At 61.4% G+C, this 16,958-nt stretch carries 15 protein-coding genes; 1 reads left to right on the top strand and 14 read right to left on the bottom strand.

Translation table 11 applies throughout. The annotated features are described in order from the left end of the window. From ATO6_RS23360 to ATO6_RS23320, 9 genes are all read right to left on the bottom strand, one after another. On the bottom strand, window positions 1-394 hold a 394-nt coding region (locus ATO6_RS23360), incomplete at its 3' end, for an MBL fold metallo-hydrolase (protein ID WP_141102066.1). Between the two features lie 291 nt (window positions 395-685). Next, window positions 686-1,252, bottom strand: a complete 567-nt coding sequence (locus ATO6_RS23355) for a biotin transporter BioY (protein WP_043753595.1) — start codon at window positions 1,250-1,252, stop codon at window positions 686-688. A 48-nt stretch (window positions 1,253-1,300) separates the two neighbouring features. Beyond that, entirely contained in the window at window positions 1,301-2,467 is a 1,167-nt protein-coding gene (locus ATO6_RS23350) for an acyl-CoA dehydrogenase family protein (RefSeq protein WP_036540250.1), read from the bottom strand. Next, complete coding sequence (locus tag ATO6_RS23345; RefSeq protein WP_229669248.1) at window positions 2,464-4,467, bottom strand: biotin carboxylase N-terminal domain-containing protein; 2,004 nt, start codon at window positions 4,465-4,467, stop codon at window positions 2,464-2,466. The genes ATO6_RS23350 and ATO6_RS23345 overlap by 4 nt, the downstream gene beginning before the upstream one ends. Then, window positions 4,464-5,258 carry a crotonase/enoyl-CoA hydratase family protein gene (locus ATO6_RS23340; protein WP_028288551.1) on the bottom strand — a complete coding sequence of 265 codons (795 nt, stop codon included), beginning with the start codon at window positions 5,256-5,258 and terminating at the stop codon, window positions 4,464-4,466. The genes ATO6_RS23345 and ATO6_RS23340 overlap by 4 nt, the downstream gene beginning before the upstream one ends. Window positions 5,259-5,267: 9 nt before the next feature. Beyond that, window positions 5,268-6,866 (bottom strand): acyl-CoA carboxylase subunit beta, encoded by a 1,599-nt coding sequence (locus ATO6_RS23335; protein WP_028288552.1) that lies wholly within the window; start codon window positions 6,864-6,866, stop codon window positions 5,268-5,270. A 4-nt stretch (window positions 6,867-6,870) separates the two neighbouring features. Then, window positions 6,871-7,500 (bottom strand): TetR/AcrR family transcriptional regulator, encoded by a 630-nt coding sequence (locus tag ATO6_RS23330; RefSeq protein WP_028288553.1) that lies wholly within the window; start codon window positions 7,498-7,500, stop codon window positions 6,871-6,873. A gap of 180 nt (window positions 7,501-7,680) precedes the next feature. Continuing rightward, window positions 7,681-8,511, bottom strand: a complete 831-nt coding sequence (locus tag ATO6_RS23325) for an SDR family NAD(P)-dependent oxidoreductase (protein ID WP_028288554.1) — start codon at window positions 8,509-8,511, stop codon at window positions 7,681-7,683. Between the two features lie 24 nt (window positions 8,512-8,535). Beyond that, window positions 8,536-9,720, bottom strand: coding sequence for a lipid-transfer protein (locus ATO6_RS23320; RefSeq protein ID WP_028288555.1), 1,185 nt, complete (start codon window positions 9,718-9,720; stop codon window positions 8,536-8,538). Between the two features lie 253 nt (window positions 9,721-9,973). Between ATO6_RS23320 and ATO6_RS23315 the strand changes: the two genes are divergently transcribed. Then, window positions 9,974-10,585 (top strand): transferase hexapeptide repeat family protein, encoded by a 612-nt coding sequence (locus ATO6_RS23315; protein ID WP_028288556.1) that lies wholly within the window; start codon window positions 9,974-9,976, stop codon window positions 10,583-10,585. 111 nt (window positions 10,586-10,696) lie between these two features. Here ATO6_RS23315 and ATO6_RS23310 read toward each other — a convergent pair whose 3' ends face one another. Genes ATO6_RS23310 through ATO6_RS23290 form a run of 5 tightly spaced genes read right to left on the bottom strand, consistent with a single transcriptional unit; the run spans window position 10,697 to window position 16,898 of the window. After that, the gene (locus ATO6_RS23310; RefSeq protein WP_028288557.1) at window positions 10,697-12,304 is read right to left on the bottom strand and encodes an acyl-CoA carboxylase subunit beta; all 1,608 of its coding nucleotides are present in this window, start codon (window positions 12,302-12,304) and stop codon (window positions 10,697-10,699) included. Between the two features lie 2 nt (window positions 12,305-12,306). Then, window positions 12,307-12,822 (bottom strand): acetyl-CoA carboxylase biotin carboxyl carrier protein subunit, encoded by a 516-nt coding sequence (locus tag ATO6_RS23305; protein ID WP_028288558.1) that lies wholly within the window; start codon window positions 12,820-12,822, stop codon window positions 12,307-12,309. Further along, window positions 12,810-14,279: an acetyl/propionyl/methylcrotonyl-CoA carboxylase subunit alpha gene (locus ATO6_RS23300; RefSeq protein WP_088626355.1), complete on the bottom strand. Its 1,470-nt coding sequence runs from the start codon at window positions 14,277-14,279 to the stop codon at window positions 12,810-12,812. The genes ATO6_RS23305 and ATO6_RS23300 overlap by 13 nt, the downstream gene beginning before the upstream one ends. 12 nt (window positions 14,280-14,291) lie before the next feature. Next, a complete protein-coding gene (locus tag ATO6_RS23295) occupies window positions 14,292-16,091 on the bottom strand; it encodes an acyclic terpene utilization AtuA family protein (RefSeq protein WP_088626354.1) in 1,800 nt (599 codons plus the stop codon). A gap of 21 nt (window positions 16,092-16,112) precedes the next feature. Beyond that, entirely contained in the window at window positions 16,113-16,898 is a 786-nt protein-coding gene (locus ATO6_RS23290) for an enoyl-CoA hydratase-related protein (protein ID WP_028288561.1), read from the bottom strand. Between the last annotated feature and the right edge of the window lie 60 nt (window positions 16,899-16,958).

Below are 16,958 nucleotides of genomic sequence, written 5' to 3'. Positions count from 1 at the left end.
TGACGATCGAACTGTTCCAACTCATAACGTGGTCGCCCGTGAAGAGCACTCCGTCAGGTCTCGCGAAACAAAGGTGGTCGCTCGCGTGACCAGGTGTGTGCAGGACGGTAAGACCGGCAATGACCTGTCCGTCCTCCAGAAACCGGTCAGGTCGAAATGCATCGTCAGGGAATGCCCGTGAGGCATAAACAGGTGCGTCTGTCCGTGCTCGCAGGGCTGGGACGACTCCAAAATGATCAGAATGGTGGTGTGTGAGCAGAATCCCAGATGGTTTGGCCCCCAAATTTTCGATGATTGCCCCGAAATGTGTACTGTCTTCTGCTGGGCCGGGGTCGATTATGAACCGACCATCAGGCGTATCAATGATGTAGCTATTTGTCCCGTGGTAGGTCATCTTTCCGGGATTGTTCGCGACGATCCTCAGAATTCCAGGGGCCAATTCGACTCCCTTCGCGCGGCAAGGCTCCGGCTCTGAGAAAAACATGCTGCTTCTTTTCATTGTGTGCGACCAGGTATTGATTGCGAACAATTTGGTTCGCACAGTTTTGCGCATTGCTCTCGCATGGCGCCGGAAACCTCAGGCTGGCGTCCGATGCCTGTCAAATCCGGCATCGGACTATTTCAACTTACATTGGACCAGGCCCGTATGAGACTGAAACAGTCTGATACAGTCTTGGGCTGGCAGTCACACAGCGCGGCGATTATGGTAAGCAGTATACAGAACTACAGCAATTGTCGCCTTCGTCAGATCCCCGAGAAGGAACGGGTAAAGACCGGCGTTCAGCAACTTTTCGCCATAGCCGACAAAGCCACCCAACCAGAGCAGCCCTGCGCAATACATGACTATCGAACCCAAAAAGACCGCGACAGATGCTCTGAACGCAGGCCGAAGTCCTTGCAGTGCTTGAACAATCCACCCGGCGGCGGCCGCCGCAAGTGCGAAGCCTACCAAGTATCCGCCTGTGGGACCCGCAATATACGCCGGTCCGGCCAGAGCCGGAGGCGTGCCTGCGAAGACCGGCAGGCCAAGCAGACCTTCAAAAAGGTATGTCACAACAACAAGACTACTGCGCACCGGCCCCAGGAAAAGGCCCAGACCCAAGACAACCAGGGTTTGTGTAGACATGGGAACCGGGTAGAACGGCACCACGATTTTGGCGGATAGTGTCAGAAGAATTGTGCCGACGAGAATTATCGAGATCTCTTGGGTAAGTTTTGCGAGTGTTTGGCTTTGAGTGGTTTCCAGATTCATCTTTTTCGTCCTTGTTTCTGTAGATTGTTAATTTTTTGGATAGTAAGCTCACATGCGCTTGGCGACTTCTTCCAACATGACTTCGCTCGCCCCGCCGCCGATGGCCTGCACACGGGCATCGCGTGACATGCGTTCCACCGGTGTTTCGCGCATATAACCCATACCGCCGTGAAACTGGACGCAGTCATAAAGCACGCTGTTCACCAGTTCGCCGCAATAGGCTTTGACCATCGAGACCTCTTTCACGCAGTCACCGCCCGCGGCATCCAGACCGGCGGCGTGATAGACCAGCTGACGTCCTGCCGCGATCCGCGTCTGACAGTCGGCCAGCCGTTGGCGCACGGCCTGCTTGTCCCACAGAACGCCGCCAAAGGCCCTGCGCTGCTTGACATAATCCACGGTCATGTCCAGCGCGGTTTGCGCTTCGGCACAGGCCATCGCACCCAGCACAATGCGTTCGTTCTGGAAGTTCTTCATTACCGAATAGAAACCGCGGTTGACCTCGCCCAAGACGTTTTCGGCCGGGATACGGACATCTTCGAAGATCAGTTCGGCAGTGTCCGAGCACAGCCAGCCGGTCTTGTTCAACGCCCGTCCGACCGAAAAGCCCGGCGTGCCTTTTTCGACCGCAAATATGGTGATCCCGCGCGACCCCTTGGCATCCGGATCGGTCTTGGCACCGACAAAGTAGAGATCGCCATGCACGCCGTTGGTGATGAACATCTTGGTGCCGTTCAGCACCCAATCCGACCCGTCCCGCACCGCGCGGGAGCGCATGCCCGCCACGTCCGAGCCCGCGCCCGGTTCGGTCACAGCAACGGCGGTGATCATTTCGCCCGAGACGATCGACGGCATCCAGCGCGCCTTCTGTTCGGGCGTGCCGGCGTTTTCCAGATGCGGCGAGGCCATGTCGGTGTGGACCAGAACCGTGGCCGAGAACCCGCCGAAAGTGGATCGCCCGACCTCTTCGGCCAAAACCACGCTGGACATCACGTCCAGCCCCGCGCCGCCATACTGTTCGTCATAGCGCATCCCCAGCACGCCGAGATCACCCATCCGGCGCAGCACGTCGCGGGGTACCTTGCCCTCCTCCTCCCAAGGCTCGGCCTTGGCGGTCACCTCGGCTTCAATGAACCGGCGCAACTGGTTGCGGATCATCTCGAGGTCTTCGTTGAACGGGCCGGTGACCTGAGTAATGCTGTCTTGTCTGGTCATGTGTTTTCCTCTGGATCGAGTTTGATAAGTGGGGCGTGCCCGGCGACCGTATCGCCGGGTGCACAATAGATTTCAGTCACCACGCCCGCGACCGGCGCGGGCAGGCTTTGCAACAGCTTCATGGCCTCAAGCACCACCAGCGTGTCTCCGGCTTTGACGCGGTCGCCGAGTGCGACGCGCACCTCGGCCACGGCGCCGGGCATGGGTGCGGACAACAGGTCAGCGACGCCAGACCCGCCGGTGGCACGTTGCAGATGCTGGTCTTCCAGCGTACGCAGGTCTGTCGCGGTCATTCCAGCAGGGGTTTGCAGGTGCACTCGCCAGTGACTCGGCGCGCGCACGACGTAAGCGATGCGCGAAAACGGAACCCCGTCGATGCGTCCGCTCAGACGGCATCCTGTTAAAGCGGCACTCTCGACCGTGATGGTCTGGCCGTCCGGTTGAATGGCAGTCAACCCCGACCCGGAGCCGTACATGCGGATCGGTTCGTCTTTGGTTGTGTCCCAATAGAAGGCCGCGCCGGACTGTCCCGCAGGGGCTGTGAGTCGCCATGACCCTAGGCTTTCCCAGGGCGACGCGCCCGCCGGCACGAGACGCAGATGCAGCGCCATCGCGGCAAAGGCCATGTCCCGGGGATCAGCGGACGATTCAGTCCAGCCGCCTGGAAACATCTCCGGCAGGTACGAGGTATGGTGACGGAACGCCGCAAAATCCGGGTGTGCCAGTAACGCGCGTTGATAGGCCAGGTTCAGGCCGACGCCGCCGACGGCAAAAGCATCGATCGCGGTGATCGCCCGGCGGATCGCCCCGGTCCGATCCGGCGCGTGGACGATCAGCTTCGCAATCATGGAATCGTAGTGGTGGCCGACGACCGAACCGCACTCTACCCCAGTGTCCAGCCGCACATCCGCAGGCGGCGCCCAAAGGGTGATCTCGCCCGTTTCGGGGTGAAAATTCTCGGCCGGGTTTTCGGCGGCGATGCGGATTTCAATGGCGTGCCCGTCAAACTGCACATCGCCTTGCGTCAGCGCCAGCGGCTCGCCCCGCGCGATGCGCAACTGCCATTCGACCAGATCGATGCCGGTGATCGCCTCGGTCACGGGGTGTTCCACCTGCAACCGGGTATTCATTTCCAGAAAGTAGTATTCACCGCGCCCGGGGTCATAGAGGTATTCCACCGTCCCGGCGGAGCGATAGCCGATCGCCTGCGCCAACCGCACCGCTGCCGCACGCATGCGGTCGCGCACAGCCTCGGGAAGATCGGCGGCGGGGGCTTCTTCGATCAGCTTTTGGTGGTTGCGTTGCAGTGAACAATCGCGGTCGCCCAGATGCAGCACGGTGCCGTGAGTGTCGCCCAGAACCTGCACTTCGACGTGGCGGGCACGGGGCGCATAGCGTTCGAGGAACACCGCCGGATCGCCGAAGGCGCTCTGCGCTTCGGCCCGGGCAGATGCAATCGCTTCGGGTGCGTCGCCCAGATCGGAGACAAGCCGCATCCCGCGTCCGCCGCCGCCGGCGCTGGCCTTGACCAGAAAGGGGGTGCCAAGCGCCTCGGCCTCTTGTAGCAGGCGCGCGTCGGACTGATCCTCGCCGCGATAGCCGGGCAGGACGGGCACGCCTGCGGCTTCGGCGGCAGCCTTGGCCTCGATCTTGGAGCCCATCCGCGCGATAGCGTCGGGTTCCGGCCCGATGAACACAAGGCCCGCCGCCTCGACCGCCGCCGCGAAACCGGCATTCTCAGACAGAAAACCATATCCCGGGTGCACCGCACCCGCGCCCGTCGCCCGCGCGGCCTCAAGGATGGCCTCGACGTTCAAATAACTGTCTGACGGGGCGGCCCCACCGATGCAGACGGCATGATCGGCCTCGGCCACGAAGGGCGCGTCGCGGTCCGCGTCCGAAAACACCGCTACGCTTTCCAGCCCCAGTTTGCGGCACCCGCGCTGGATGCGCCGGGCAATCTCGCCCCGGTTGGCGATCAGAACGCGGGTGAAGCTCATTTCACCCGCCATGACGGAACGCCCTTGTTGATGAAGCTGTTGATGCCTTCGATACCTTCCTCCGTCTCCCACGCATCGGCCAGCCGGTCGGCGGTGTAGATCATGTTGGTCTCCAGATCGTGGGACGCGACATAGGCGATCAGCGCCTTGGTATCGGCCACGGCACCCGGCGCGGCCTGAAGGTGATCATGCACCACCCGGTTCACCGTGGCGTCCAAGTCGCCCGGCGCGACAACCTCGGTCAACAGACCGATCCGCTCGGCGCGGGCCGTGTCGAACAACGCCCCCGACAGCATGGTTTCACGCGAATGCACCTTGCCGATGCGGGCCACCACATAAGGCGATATATTCGCGGGCAGAAGGCCCAGTTTGACCTCGGTCAGACCGAAGCGCGCGCCTTCGGCGCCGATGGTGTAGTCGCAGACGGAGATCATGCCGACACCGCCACCGTAGGCCGGGCCGTTGATCCGCCCGATCAAGGGCTTGGGCAGCGTGTCAAGGCGGCGCAACAGCCGCGCCAGCGTGGCGCTTTGTGCGACCCTTTCACTACGGGTTTTCTCGACATTAGAGGCGAACCAGTTGAAATCGCCGCCCGCGCAGAAGCTCTTGCCCGCGCCGGTCAGGACCACAATACGCACATCGTCATCTGCAGCCAGCTTTTCGGCGGCATCGTATAGCTCTGCGATCAATTCGCCATTCAGCGCATTGTGTTTGTCGGGGCGGTTGAGCGTCAGCGTGGCGACGCCACGCGCATCGGTTTCGATAAGGATCGTGTTGTAGGTATTGGTCAACTTGAAGCCTCACATTCTGAATACAGGCGTATGGCGACCGGCTTCGGGCACCGATGTCACGATGGCCAGACACAGGCCAAGGATATCGCGGGTTTGCGCGGGTTCGATCAGCCCGTCATCCCAAAGCCGCGAGGTGGCATAATAGGGATCGGACTGTTCACCGTACTGGGCCCGAACCTGCTCCTCGATTAGCTTCATGTCGGCCTCCATCTTGCCCGGGTCGCCCCCTTTCTGGCGGCGCAGTTCCAGCATCACATTTGTGGCGATGTCGGCAGACATGGTGGCCAGTTCCGCCGTGGGCCAGGCGAAGAGAAAATTCGGGGCGAAACCACGTCCGCACATGCCGTAGTTGCCTGCCCCGTATGAGCCGCCCAAGAGGACCGACAGGCGCGGCACCTTGGCAACCGACATGGCATAGACCAGCTTGGCGCTGTCTTTGGCAATGCCGCCGCGCTCGGCTTCGGTGCCGACCATGAAGCCCGAGATGTTGTGGAGGAACAAAAGCGGGATGTTGCGTTGATCGCACATCGACACGAATTGCGCGCCCTTGAGCGAACTGTCGGACACAAGCGCCCCATTATTTGCGAGAATGCCCACTCGATAGCCGTGAATCCGCGCGGTGCCGCAGACCAGCGTCTCACCCCATCCGGGCTTGAATTCGCGGAATTCGCCGGCGTCGATCATGCGCAGCAGAACCTCGCGCATGTCATAGGGCTGTTTGCGATCGGCGCTGATGACGCCAAGCAGTTCCTCTGGGTTGCGCGCCGGCGGCGCGCAGGTTGCATCGGGACCCATCGGGCGCGACAGGCCCAGTTCGGATACGATGTCGCGCATCAGAGCAAGCGCATGATACTCGTCCTCGGCCAGATGGTCAGACACACCGGAGAAGCGCGAATGCATCTCGGCCCCCCCCAATGTTTCTCCATCAACCTCTTCGTTGATCGCCACCTTGACGATCGAGGGGCCGCCCAGATGGATGCGTGCGTTGCCGCGTACCATGATGACTTCGTCCGACAGGGCCGGGATATAGGCCCCACCGGCCGTGCAGCCTCCAAAGACCGCCGAGATCTGCGGCAGGCCGCTCGCGGACATGTTGGTTTGACGATAAAAGGAATTGCCGAAATGGCGGGCATCGGGGAAAACCCGGTCCTGCTCTGGCAGATAGGCACCGCCGCAATCCACCAGATAGAGGCAGGGCAGCCGGTTCTCGGCTGCGATTTCCTGGGCGCGGATGTGTTTCTGCACGGTTTCGTGATAGAAAGACCCACCCTTCACTGTCGCATCGTTGGCGATCACAACGCAGGGCAGCCCGTGGACGATCCCGATACCGGTCACGATCCCCGCACCGGGCACCTCGCCCCCGTATTGACCGTAGGCGGCAAGCGACGACAGCTCAAGAAACGCAGTGCCCGGATCCACCAGCAGGTCGATCCGTTCGCGGACCAACAGCTTGCCGCGCTTGCGATGCCGCGCGACCATATCGGGGCGGCCGCCAGCCGTTGCTTCGGCGATCCGCGCACGCAGCGTTTCGACGCGCTCGCTTTGTGCGGCGTGGTTGCGGGTGTAGGTCTCTGATGCGGTCAGCACCGCTGTTTCAAGACGTGCCATGAAGTCAGGTATCCTGTCTTTGGAGTATCCCGTTGAGGAACACATCGGCATAGGTGCGTGACAACGCATCGGCGCTACCGCGGTCCGGGTCGAACCAATCGAGCGTGGCGTTCAATGTACCGATCAGCATCAGGCGCAGGCGACGGATATCGACGTCTTGCTTCAGCGTGCCATCTTTCTTAAGCTGGGACAGAAGACTGTCCCACTCTGCCTCATAGGCCCTGCGCGTGGGCAAGTTGGCATCCCGGACGGATTGCGGCACCTGCCCGAAAATACGCACATTCGCCGATGTATAATCGCTCACATCAATAAGCGCGCGCAGATGCGCCCGGATCGCGGCGCGCAGTACCGTTTCGCCGTCGGCATCGGCCCGCAGGTCGGTGACGGCGTCTCTCATGTTCTCGTGAACGACTCGAATCCCTGCATCAAGAACGGCCGCGACGATCTCGTCCTTGGAACCGAAATGATAATATATGCTACCCGCCTTGATCCCGGCGGCCTCGGCAATTTTTCGGAGCGAAACGGACCCGTAGCCTTGTTCGCGGAAAAGCCGCGCGGCAATGTCCAGCACCCCATCCCGTCCAACCGCGCTGCGCGATGTCTCGTTGACTTTGATTGCCGTGTTTTGTGCCATATACTTTCGTATCGCCCCAACACCTAACTAACGCCTGTTAGGGTAATAACGCAAATGAGTAAATCGTCGTGATCGTGCCAGACTAGAGTTTGCGGAAAATTCCGCATTGGCGACCGCCAAGAGGCCGCCCAGACATTAATGTGCTTGCCCGGACCCCGTCATCGGGTCCGGGCAAATGCCTTAGATCACGAAACCGCCACCGCAGATGACGTGCTGGCCTGAAATGAAGTTCGATTCGGGTGCACAGAACAGATAGACGGCACCGGCTGCCTCTTCCGGCGTGCCGACCCGGCCCAGCGGGATCATGCGCTCCATCTGGGTCAGAAGGTCGGGATTCACGCCGACCTTGATCTCTTTTTCCTCGACCTGGATCGTGCTGTCTCCGTCGGCGCTGCCCTCGGTCAGGCGGGTGCGGATCGGGCCGAAAGCCACGGCATTGACGTTGACCTTGTAGCGGCCCCATTCCTTGGCCATCGTCCGGGTGACACCCAGAATGCCGGCCTTGGCGGCGGAATAGTTGATCTGGCCAGCATTGCCGCCGGTCCCTGCGATGGACGAGATGTTGACCACCTTGCGGAACACTTCCTGTCCGGCAGCGGCCTCTTCCTTGGCCTTGGCGCTGATCACCGGCTGCGCGGCGCGCAGGATCTTGAAAGGTGCCGTCAGGTGAACGTCGATGATCGCCTGCCATTGTTCGTCGGTCATTTTCTGAACGACGCTGTCCCAAGTATAGCCCGCATTGTTCACGATGATGTCCAGCCCGCCAAAGCTGTCCATGCCGGTCTTGATGAACCGTTCGGCAAAACCGTCCTCGGTGACGCTGCCGGCACAGACCACGGCCTCGGCTCCCGTTGCGCGCACCGCCTCGGCGGTTTCATTGGCCGGATCCGCATCCAGATCGTTGATCACCAGCCGGGCCCCTTCCGAGGCCAGTTTGAGAGCGATTTCGTGGCCAATGCCCCGGCCCGAGCCCGAGACCAGCGCCACGCGCCCGTCGAGTTTTCCAGTCATATTGATTCCTCCCGAAAGGCGCTATCAGGCTTTTTCATAAAGCGTGGTGACGCAGGCCCCGCCGAGGCCCAGATTGTGCTGAAGCGCCAGACGTGCGCCATCAACCTGGCGCGCATCTGCCTGGCCGCGAAGCTGCTGAACGAGCTCGGTACATTGCGCTAGGCCGGTCGCCCCAAGCGGATGGCCTTTGGACAAAAGACCGCCCGACGGGTTGGTCACGTATTTTCCGCCGTAGGTGTTGTCGCCATCATCAACGAATTTCGCCGCTTCGCCGCGACCGCAAAGACCAAGCGCTTCATAGGTGATCAGCTCGTTGTGGGCGAAACAGTCGTGCAGTTCGACCACATCCACGTCCTCGGGCCCGATGCCCGCCGCCTCGTAGACCTGATCGGCGGCGCGCTTGGCCATCGAAAAGCCGACCACTTCGCGCATGTCATGGGCTTCGAAAGTTTCCGGGCCGTCCGTCGTCATGGCCTGCGCCGAGATCCGAACCGAACTGTCCAGTCCGTGCTTGTCGGCGAATTCCTTGGAACAAATGATCGCGGCGGCCGCGCCACAGGTTGGCGGACAGGCCATGAGCTTGGTCATGATGCCGGGCCAGACGACCTGGGCGGCCATGACGTCTTCCGCCGTCACCTCCTGCCGGAACAGGGCAACCGGATTCTTCGCAGCATGTCGGCTGGCCTTGGCGCGGATTTTTGCGAAGGTTTCCAGGGGGGTGCCGAACTCGTCCATATGCGCCTTGCCCGCACCGCCGAAGTACCGCAGCGCCAGCGGGATCTCGGCACTGCCAACCAGTTCGTCGGTTTCTCTGTCGAATGCCGCAAACGGGCTGACCCGGTCATGGAACATCGCACCGATTGCGCCGGGCTGCATCTGTTCGAACCCAAGTGCCAGAGCACATTCGACCGCGCCGCTTTCAACTGCCTGCCTGGCCAGGAACAGGGCGGACGATCCGGTCGAGCAGTTGTTGTTCACATTCAGAACCGGGATGCCTGTCATTCCGACATGGTACAGGGCGCGCTGACCGCAGGTGCTGTCGCCATAGACATAGCCAACATAGGCCTGTTGGACTTTATCATAGTCCAACCCCGCGTCTGCCAGAGCGGACCGGGTCGCAGCGGTCGCCATCACATCGTAGCTTTCGGATTTTCCCGGCTTCTGGAACGGGACCATCCCAACGCCTGCAACATAGGCTTTGTCTGTCATTTCTCTCTCTCCCAAATTCGGTCAGGCCACCCTAATCGGTCCGACAGCCTATTTTCTACCATTTGTTAGATTTTTAATCCTAACCTTGGGAAGTGTCAATATCGCCAAGCTGTGACGTAGAGAGCTTGCGCTATTTTCTAACTTGTGTTTGATTTCGGGCCACACGCCCTGATCGGCGACACAATTGAGGGATTCTGGTCCCGGCGCAACCGCCGACAAGCGTTTAGCACTCAGCTTACGAAAGGTGATCGGAATGGCGTATTGTTATGAATTCAGGGGGTTTATACCCGTTGTGCCCGAGGATACTTATGTCCACCCTCAGGCCGTTCTGATCGGGAATGTCATCCTGGGTCATGGGTGCTACATCGGCCCCGGGGCAAGCTTGCGGGGCGATTTCGGCAGGATCGTGATCGGGGATGGAGCCAATGTTCAGGACAATTGCATCATCCATTCCTTTCCCGGCCGCGACGCCGTGGTGGAAAGCGACGGCCACATCGGCCATGGCGCGATCCTGCACGGTTGCACGGTGGGCCGGAACGCTCTGGTCGGAATGAATTCCGTCATTATGGACGGTGTAGAGCTAGGGGCGGAATCGATTGTCGGCGCGCAGGCGTTTGTGCGTGGCGAAACCGTGATTCCGCCGCGTTCGATGGTGGTGGGATCGCCGGCAAAGGTGATCCGCGAGGTCAGCGAGAAAGAAATCGCGTGGAAAACGCGCGGCACCGGGGAATACCAGCAACTTGCGCGCGATTGTCTGGCCGGATTGACGCCGGTCGAGCCGCTGAAGGCGGTCGAGGCAGACCGGCCCGGCATGGCGGCCTCTGACGTCGTCTCCATTAAGGAGGCGCGGCGGACATCGTCCTGACCTGTCCGGGAACCGGACCGGTCAGGACTACTTCAGATTCCGAAAGCGCCAGATGCAAGCGCCTTGACGCGGAACGGCACCCCCCGACCCGGTGTGCCGTCCCTCAAGCCTTTACAGACGGAAGATCCCGTAGTGCGGATCGTCGATCGGTGCATTGAGCGAGGCAGAAATCGACATGCCAAGCGCGTTGCGTGTGTCCGCCGGGTCGAGGATGCCGTCGTCCCACAATTCCGAGGTCGAGGTATAAGCCTCGACATCGCGCTTGTATTTTTCCAGCACCGGTTCGCGGATCGCGGCGATTTCTTCTTCGGTCAGCTCTTTGCCTTCGCGCTCAAGCTGCCGAATCTTGACGTCCGCCATGGTATTTGCGGCCTGATCCGCCCCCATCACGCCGATCTCGGCCTGGGGCCACATGAACAGCGTGCGCGCGTCCCAGGCCCGTCCGCACATCCCGTAGTTGCCGGCCCCGTAAGACGCATTGGCGATCACTGTGAACTTCGGCACGACCGAGCCGCCCTGCGCCATCAGCATCTTGGCGCCATCCTTGGCGATGCCTCGTTCTTCGTATTCGCGGCCCACCATATAGCCGGTGATGTTCTGGAAAAAGACCAGAGGCGTGCGGTTCTGGTTGCACAACTGCATGAAATGCGCTGCCTTGAGCGAACTGTCGTTGAACAGCACCCCGTTGTTGGCAAGGATGCCGACCTTGTAACCCCAGATATGGGCAAAGCCGCACACCATCGTGGTGCCATAGTCCGGCTGGTATTCGTGAAAGCGTGAGCCGTCCACGATCCGGGCCAGAACCTCGCGCATGTCGAACTGGGTTTTCCGGTCTTTTGGAATGATCCCGTAGAGTTCTTTGGGGTCATAGTAAGGCTCTTCATAGGCCGCGGTTTCGATGATCGTTTTCGGCGTGCGCTTCCACTGGCCGACAATCTCGCGGGCCAGTGAAAAGGCGTGTTGTTCGGTCGCGGCGCGATAGTCGCCGGTGCCCGATACCGAGGTGTGCATGACCGCGCCGCCAAGCTCCTGAACACCGACCTCTTCGCCGGTAGCCGCCTTGACCAGCGGGGGACCGCCAAGGAAAATCGCCCCTGTGCCTTCGATGATGATGTTGTAGTCGCTCAGCGTCGGCACATAGGCGCCGCCAGCCGTGCAGTGACCGCCGACCACGGCAATCTGCGGGATATTGGCCTGGCTCAGCTTGACCTGGTTGCGGAACACCCGCCCGCCCAGATACCGGTCGGGAAACACCCCGTGCTGCAGCGGCAGGAAACCGCCCGCGCTGTCGCAGATATGGATGACCGGCAGACGGTTTTCCAGCGCGACATCCAGAAGACGCACGACCTTTTTGACCGTATGTGGATACCAAGCCCCGCCCTTGACGCTAGCGTCGTTGGCGTGGATGGCGACCTCGCGACCCTGCACAATACCGATGCCCGTCACCACAGCGGCGCCAGGCACGGTGCCATCGTATTCGCGACAGGCGGCAAGTGTGGAAAACTCCAAAAACGGAGTGCCGGGGTCCAGCAGCAGTTTCAACCGCTCGCGCACGCCCAGTTTGTTCTGGCGGGCAAGGCGGTCGATATCGCGTTGCGGGCGTTCGAAACGCGCCGCGTGCTGGCGGGCGTGGAATTCCTTCAGCCGTTCAGACATGGCGGCATAGTTTGCCTTGTAGTCGGCGGCATTGGTGTCGATCAGACTTTCAATCCTGCGCATTGTCACTCCTCCTCCGGGGCCAATTGGGCCAGGATGTCTTTCAGACCAAAACTGTCGCCTTCGGCGAATGGCATTTCGGCAACGACCCCGTCGCGCGGGGCCGTCAGTGTGGTTTCCAACTTCATGCTTTCGATCACCAGAAGCGGCTGGCCTTCTTCAACCGCATCGCCGGGTTTAACCGCAACCGACACCACGACACCCGGCATGGGCGCCACCAATCGGTCGTCGCTCGCGCCACCGTCGCTTCCGGCCAGGCGTTCGGCGGGATCAACCCGCCCGACTTCGTAGGTTCGCCCGTCCATGTGCACAAAAGTTGCTTCCGGCCCCACGGCCAGTCGCAATTCGCGCACAACACCCTTGGCCCTCAGCTTGTAACCGCCCGGCAGACCCGTCGGGTCCAATTGGCAGGCAACAGCGCCAGTGGGGGTATTGAGCACGAACCGGCTGCCATCATGACCCAGCCAGCAATCAGTCTCTTCTCCGTCCATCTGAAAAATCCGTTGCATCAGTTTCTCCACCCACCCATCTTGCGGTACATTTCCGGTATCTGCATTACGTCACTCACCAGGCGCTCGTCCGATAGGGCCGCCGCCGCCATCAGCAAGTCAGAGACATCTTCGCCCGGCGCGGTCAGCGTTTCGGATTGTTCAGCCAGGAAGCCAGTTGAAACGTCACCAGAGGCGAAATCCGGATGTGCAAGGATTGCATCCAGATAACCGGTGTTGGTCGTTACCCCGAGAATCACATAGCTTTGCACCGCGCTCCGGGCACGGGCGATGGCCTGCGCGCGATCCGGGCCATGCACGATCAGCTTGGACAACATCGGGTCGAAGTCGGTCGTTACCTTGCCGCCATCCAGAATGCCGCTGTCTACGCGGATCCCCTCGCCCTGGGGTTCGTCCAGCAGCAGGATATTGCCGATCGCGGGGCGAAAATCGGCGGTCGCATCCTCGGCACAGATGCGCAGTTCGATCGAGTGTCCGGTTTGGGGAATATCCGCCTGTACGGCGCTCAGCCCGTCGCCCGCCGCGACACGCAACTGCTCGGCAACCAGATCAAAGCCGGTTACCATCTCGGTCACCGGATGTTCGACCTGAAGGCGGGTGTTCATTTCCAGGAAATAAAAGGCCCCATCCTGTGCATAGATGAATTCGACAGTCCCTGCCCCGCGGTATTTGACGGCGCGGGCAATTCCGGCAGCGGTCTCGCAGATCTCATCCCGTTGCTCGGGGGTCAGCGCCGGTGACGGCGTTTCCTCGATAATCTTCTGGAACCGGCGCTGGATCGAACATTCACGTTCCCAGAAATGGACCACGTTGCCCTGTCCGTCGCCCATCACCTGCACCTCGATATGGCGCGGGCGTTCGATATAGCGTTCGACGAAAAGCCGCCCGTCGCCGAAATATCGTTCGCCTTCGCGGCGCGCGGTTTCGATTTCGGTCTCCAGCGTGCTGTCCTCGCGTACGACGCGCATGCCCTTGCCGCCACCGCCGGCCGAGGGCTTGATGAGCAGCGGATAGCCAACGGCGCGGGCGCGTTCGACAAAGCTCGCCGGATCATCATCCTCGATGGCCGAGGGGGCGACGGGAAACCCGCGTTCCTCGACGAAGGCGCGGGCGCGGACCTTGTCCCCCATCAGGTCGATGACCTCGGACGTCGGGCCGACAAAGGTCACTCCGGCTTTTTCCAGCGCCGCGACAAAACCGGCATTCTCTGACAGAAAGCCATAGCCGGGATGAACCGCGTCCGCGCCGATCCCTTTGGCGGCTTCGACGATCTGAGGAATATCGAGATAGGCGGCCACGGGCGTCGGGCCCTCGATCATCACGACCTCATCTGCGATCAGATGCGCTGGCCCCTCTTGCTCGGCGACATGACGCAACACGGCAGTCGCAAGCCCGCGGGCCTTAGCGGTGCGCAACACGCGCGCCGCGATCTCGCCCCGATTGGCGACCAGGAGTTTCGAAATGGTCATGGTGTCGTCCTCTTAGTTCCGGGCCGCGGCATTCAGTCCGTCACGTGCGGCCAGATCGGCTGGCACGGGAATTTCGATATCAAGCAGCATCTGCGCGAACCCTTTGCCCTGCGGGTCTATGCGGACCGAGGCGATGCCGCCACCGCCAAGCGATTCATGCAACAGGAAATTCAGCGAATGGCTTCCAGGCAAGTCGAACCGTTCTACCCTGCCGTCGCAGACATGGGAGAAATAGTCCTTCACCACCTCTTCACTGAGAGCCGAGCGGATATATGGCAGGTAGTCCGGTTTGCGCGCGAGGATGCCGATATTGGCGATGTCCCCCTTGTCGCCCGAGCGGCCCCAGACCAAATCGACGAGGCGGACCTCGACAACGTCCGGACCGGGCTCGCGGCTATCTGCGGGCGGTGCGGCAGGCGGATCAAGGTGGACTGGCGTAGTGGCCACGCTCACGGGCACATCCTTGCCGTCGACCTCGACCGCGACGGGGGTTTCGGCCTTGCTCTGAAGGAAGGAAAATAGACGGACCACCGGCTGCACCTTTGGCCGTCCGGCGAAGAACCCGGTCAGACCCTGCGCGGTCGAAATCGCCATCGGTGCGATTTCGCCGGCAAAGATGTTCAGCGCGGCGCGATCATCATGGACCGCGCCGATCTTGAGCACCACCTCGCGGGTCCGGGCGCGCGCATTTGCGCCATAGGCCGCCTCGGCCCCCAGCACCTCGACGCTGACCTGCCGGAAATCTCCCATGTTGCGGTCGCGGAAAATCCGGCGACAGCGGGTCAGGATCGCCTCGGCCACACGTTCGGCCTTGGCGGGTGCGTCAATCGCAGCCAGTGTCAGGGTAGAGACCGCGCGCCAGCCATCGGCATGGGTCGCCGACACCTTGTAGCTGTCGGTGCGCCCAAGCCCCCTGCCGCCCTTGACCAGCACCCGGTCGGGTCCGACCTGTTCCAGGGTGACCCCGGACCAGTCGCAGATCACGTCGGGCAACAGGTAGGCGCGCGGGTCCCCGATTTCATAGAGCATCTGCTCTCCGACTGACCCGGGCACGACCAGCCCGCCGGTGTCAGGCGTCTTGGTCATGATGAAACTGCCGTCTTCGGACACCTCGACGATGGGCATGCCCATATTGTCCCAACCCGGCACGTCCTGCCAGTCGGTGAAGTTGCCGCCGGTTCCCTGGGGGCCGCATTCGATCAGGTGGCCGGCCAGCGATCCCTGGCTGAGCTTGTCCCAGTCATCGTCGCCCCAGCCGTATTCATGCATCAGGGGACCAAGCGCGACCGCGCTGTCGGCGCAGCGTCCGGTGATCACGATGTCGGCCCCGGCATCCAGCGCGGCAGCGATGGGGCGGGCACCCAGATAGGCATTCATGCTCCAGATATCATCTGGAAATGCGACACCCGAGAACATTTCCGTCTGACCGTTTTTGCGAATTTCATCGGCCCTGGGCAACAGGTCATCGCCTAGCACGACTCCGATGGACAGATCGATCCCGGCCTGGGCGGCGGCTTTGGCAAGCGCATCGCTGCAGCCACGCGGGTTCACGCCCCCTGCATTGGCAACGACCTTGATCCCTTTTGCCTTGATATCCGGCAACCAGGGTGCCAGCGCCTTGACGAAGTCCGGCGCATAGCCCGACTCGGGCGCTTTTGCGCGGGCCCGCGCCATCAGCGACATTGTCACCTCTGCCAGATAGTCAAACACCAGATAGTCGATCTCGCCCTTTGAAACCAGTTGACCGATCGCTTCCGGCGTATCGCCCCAGAAGCCCGACGCGCATCCGATGCGCAGCTTTCGTTCCGACATATTCCTCTCCTCCTCGCTTGATCAGCGGCCCGTCCATTCAGGTTTGCGCTTCGCAATGAAGGCATCAAAGCCTTCGCGCGCGTCTTCGGTCTGCGCCACACGCGGTAAAAGTGTTTCTGCAAACCGCATTTGCTGCGGATAGGTCATATCCTCCATCGCGTGACAGGCGTATTTTCCCAGCCGGATCGCGCTCGGCGACTGCGCAGCAATCTGGGCAACCAGTTCTGCAACCTTGTCGTCCAACCCCGCGGCATCGGTCACATAGTTGACCAGATTGAACTGCAGGGCTTCCTCGGCCGTCAGAGGAACGCCGGTGATGAACATCTCCATCAGCCTCCGCCGGGGCAGCACGCGTATCATGGGTGGCACGATCGTCATGGGAAACAGACCCACCTTCACTTCCGGCGTTCCGATGCGGGCATGATCCGCCATCACAGCCAGATCGCAGGCACAGATGATGCCCGCTCCTGCCCCCATCGCGACGCCATTGATGCGCGCGATCGTTGGCTTTCGGCACGCCTGTATCGTCTCGAACAACCTTCCGGCAAAATGATCCGGGTCCGCCGGATCCTGAACAAACGGGCCGCCATCCGCCCCCGCCTTGATGTCGCCCCCGGCACAGAAGGCGCGCTCGCCCTCGCCGGTCAGAACGATCACGCGGCAGTCGCTGTCCCTCTCGGCAGCACATATGGCGGCCATGATCCCGTCTGCGACCTCACGGTTGAGGGCATTTCGATTGTCAGGACGTCGAATCGTGATACGCACTTCTTTGCCGAGTGCCTGCGATTGAACAACGCTCTCAGTCATTTCCGAAGCTCCCCCCTGCATTTAGGACACCGCGCTTTCTTACGTCAGGTCGTCAAAAGC

Source organism: Oceanicola sp. 22II-s10i, assembly GCF_002210105.1.
Classification (GTDB): Bacteria; Pseudomonadota; Alphaproteobacteria; order Rhodobacterales; family Rhodobacteraceae; genus Pseudooceanicola.
Note: the sequence above shows the minus strand (reverse complement) of the source record. Positions and strands in the feature narration are given on the sequence as shown.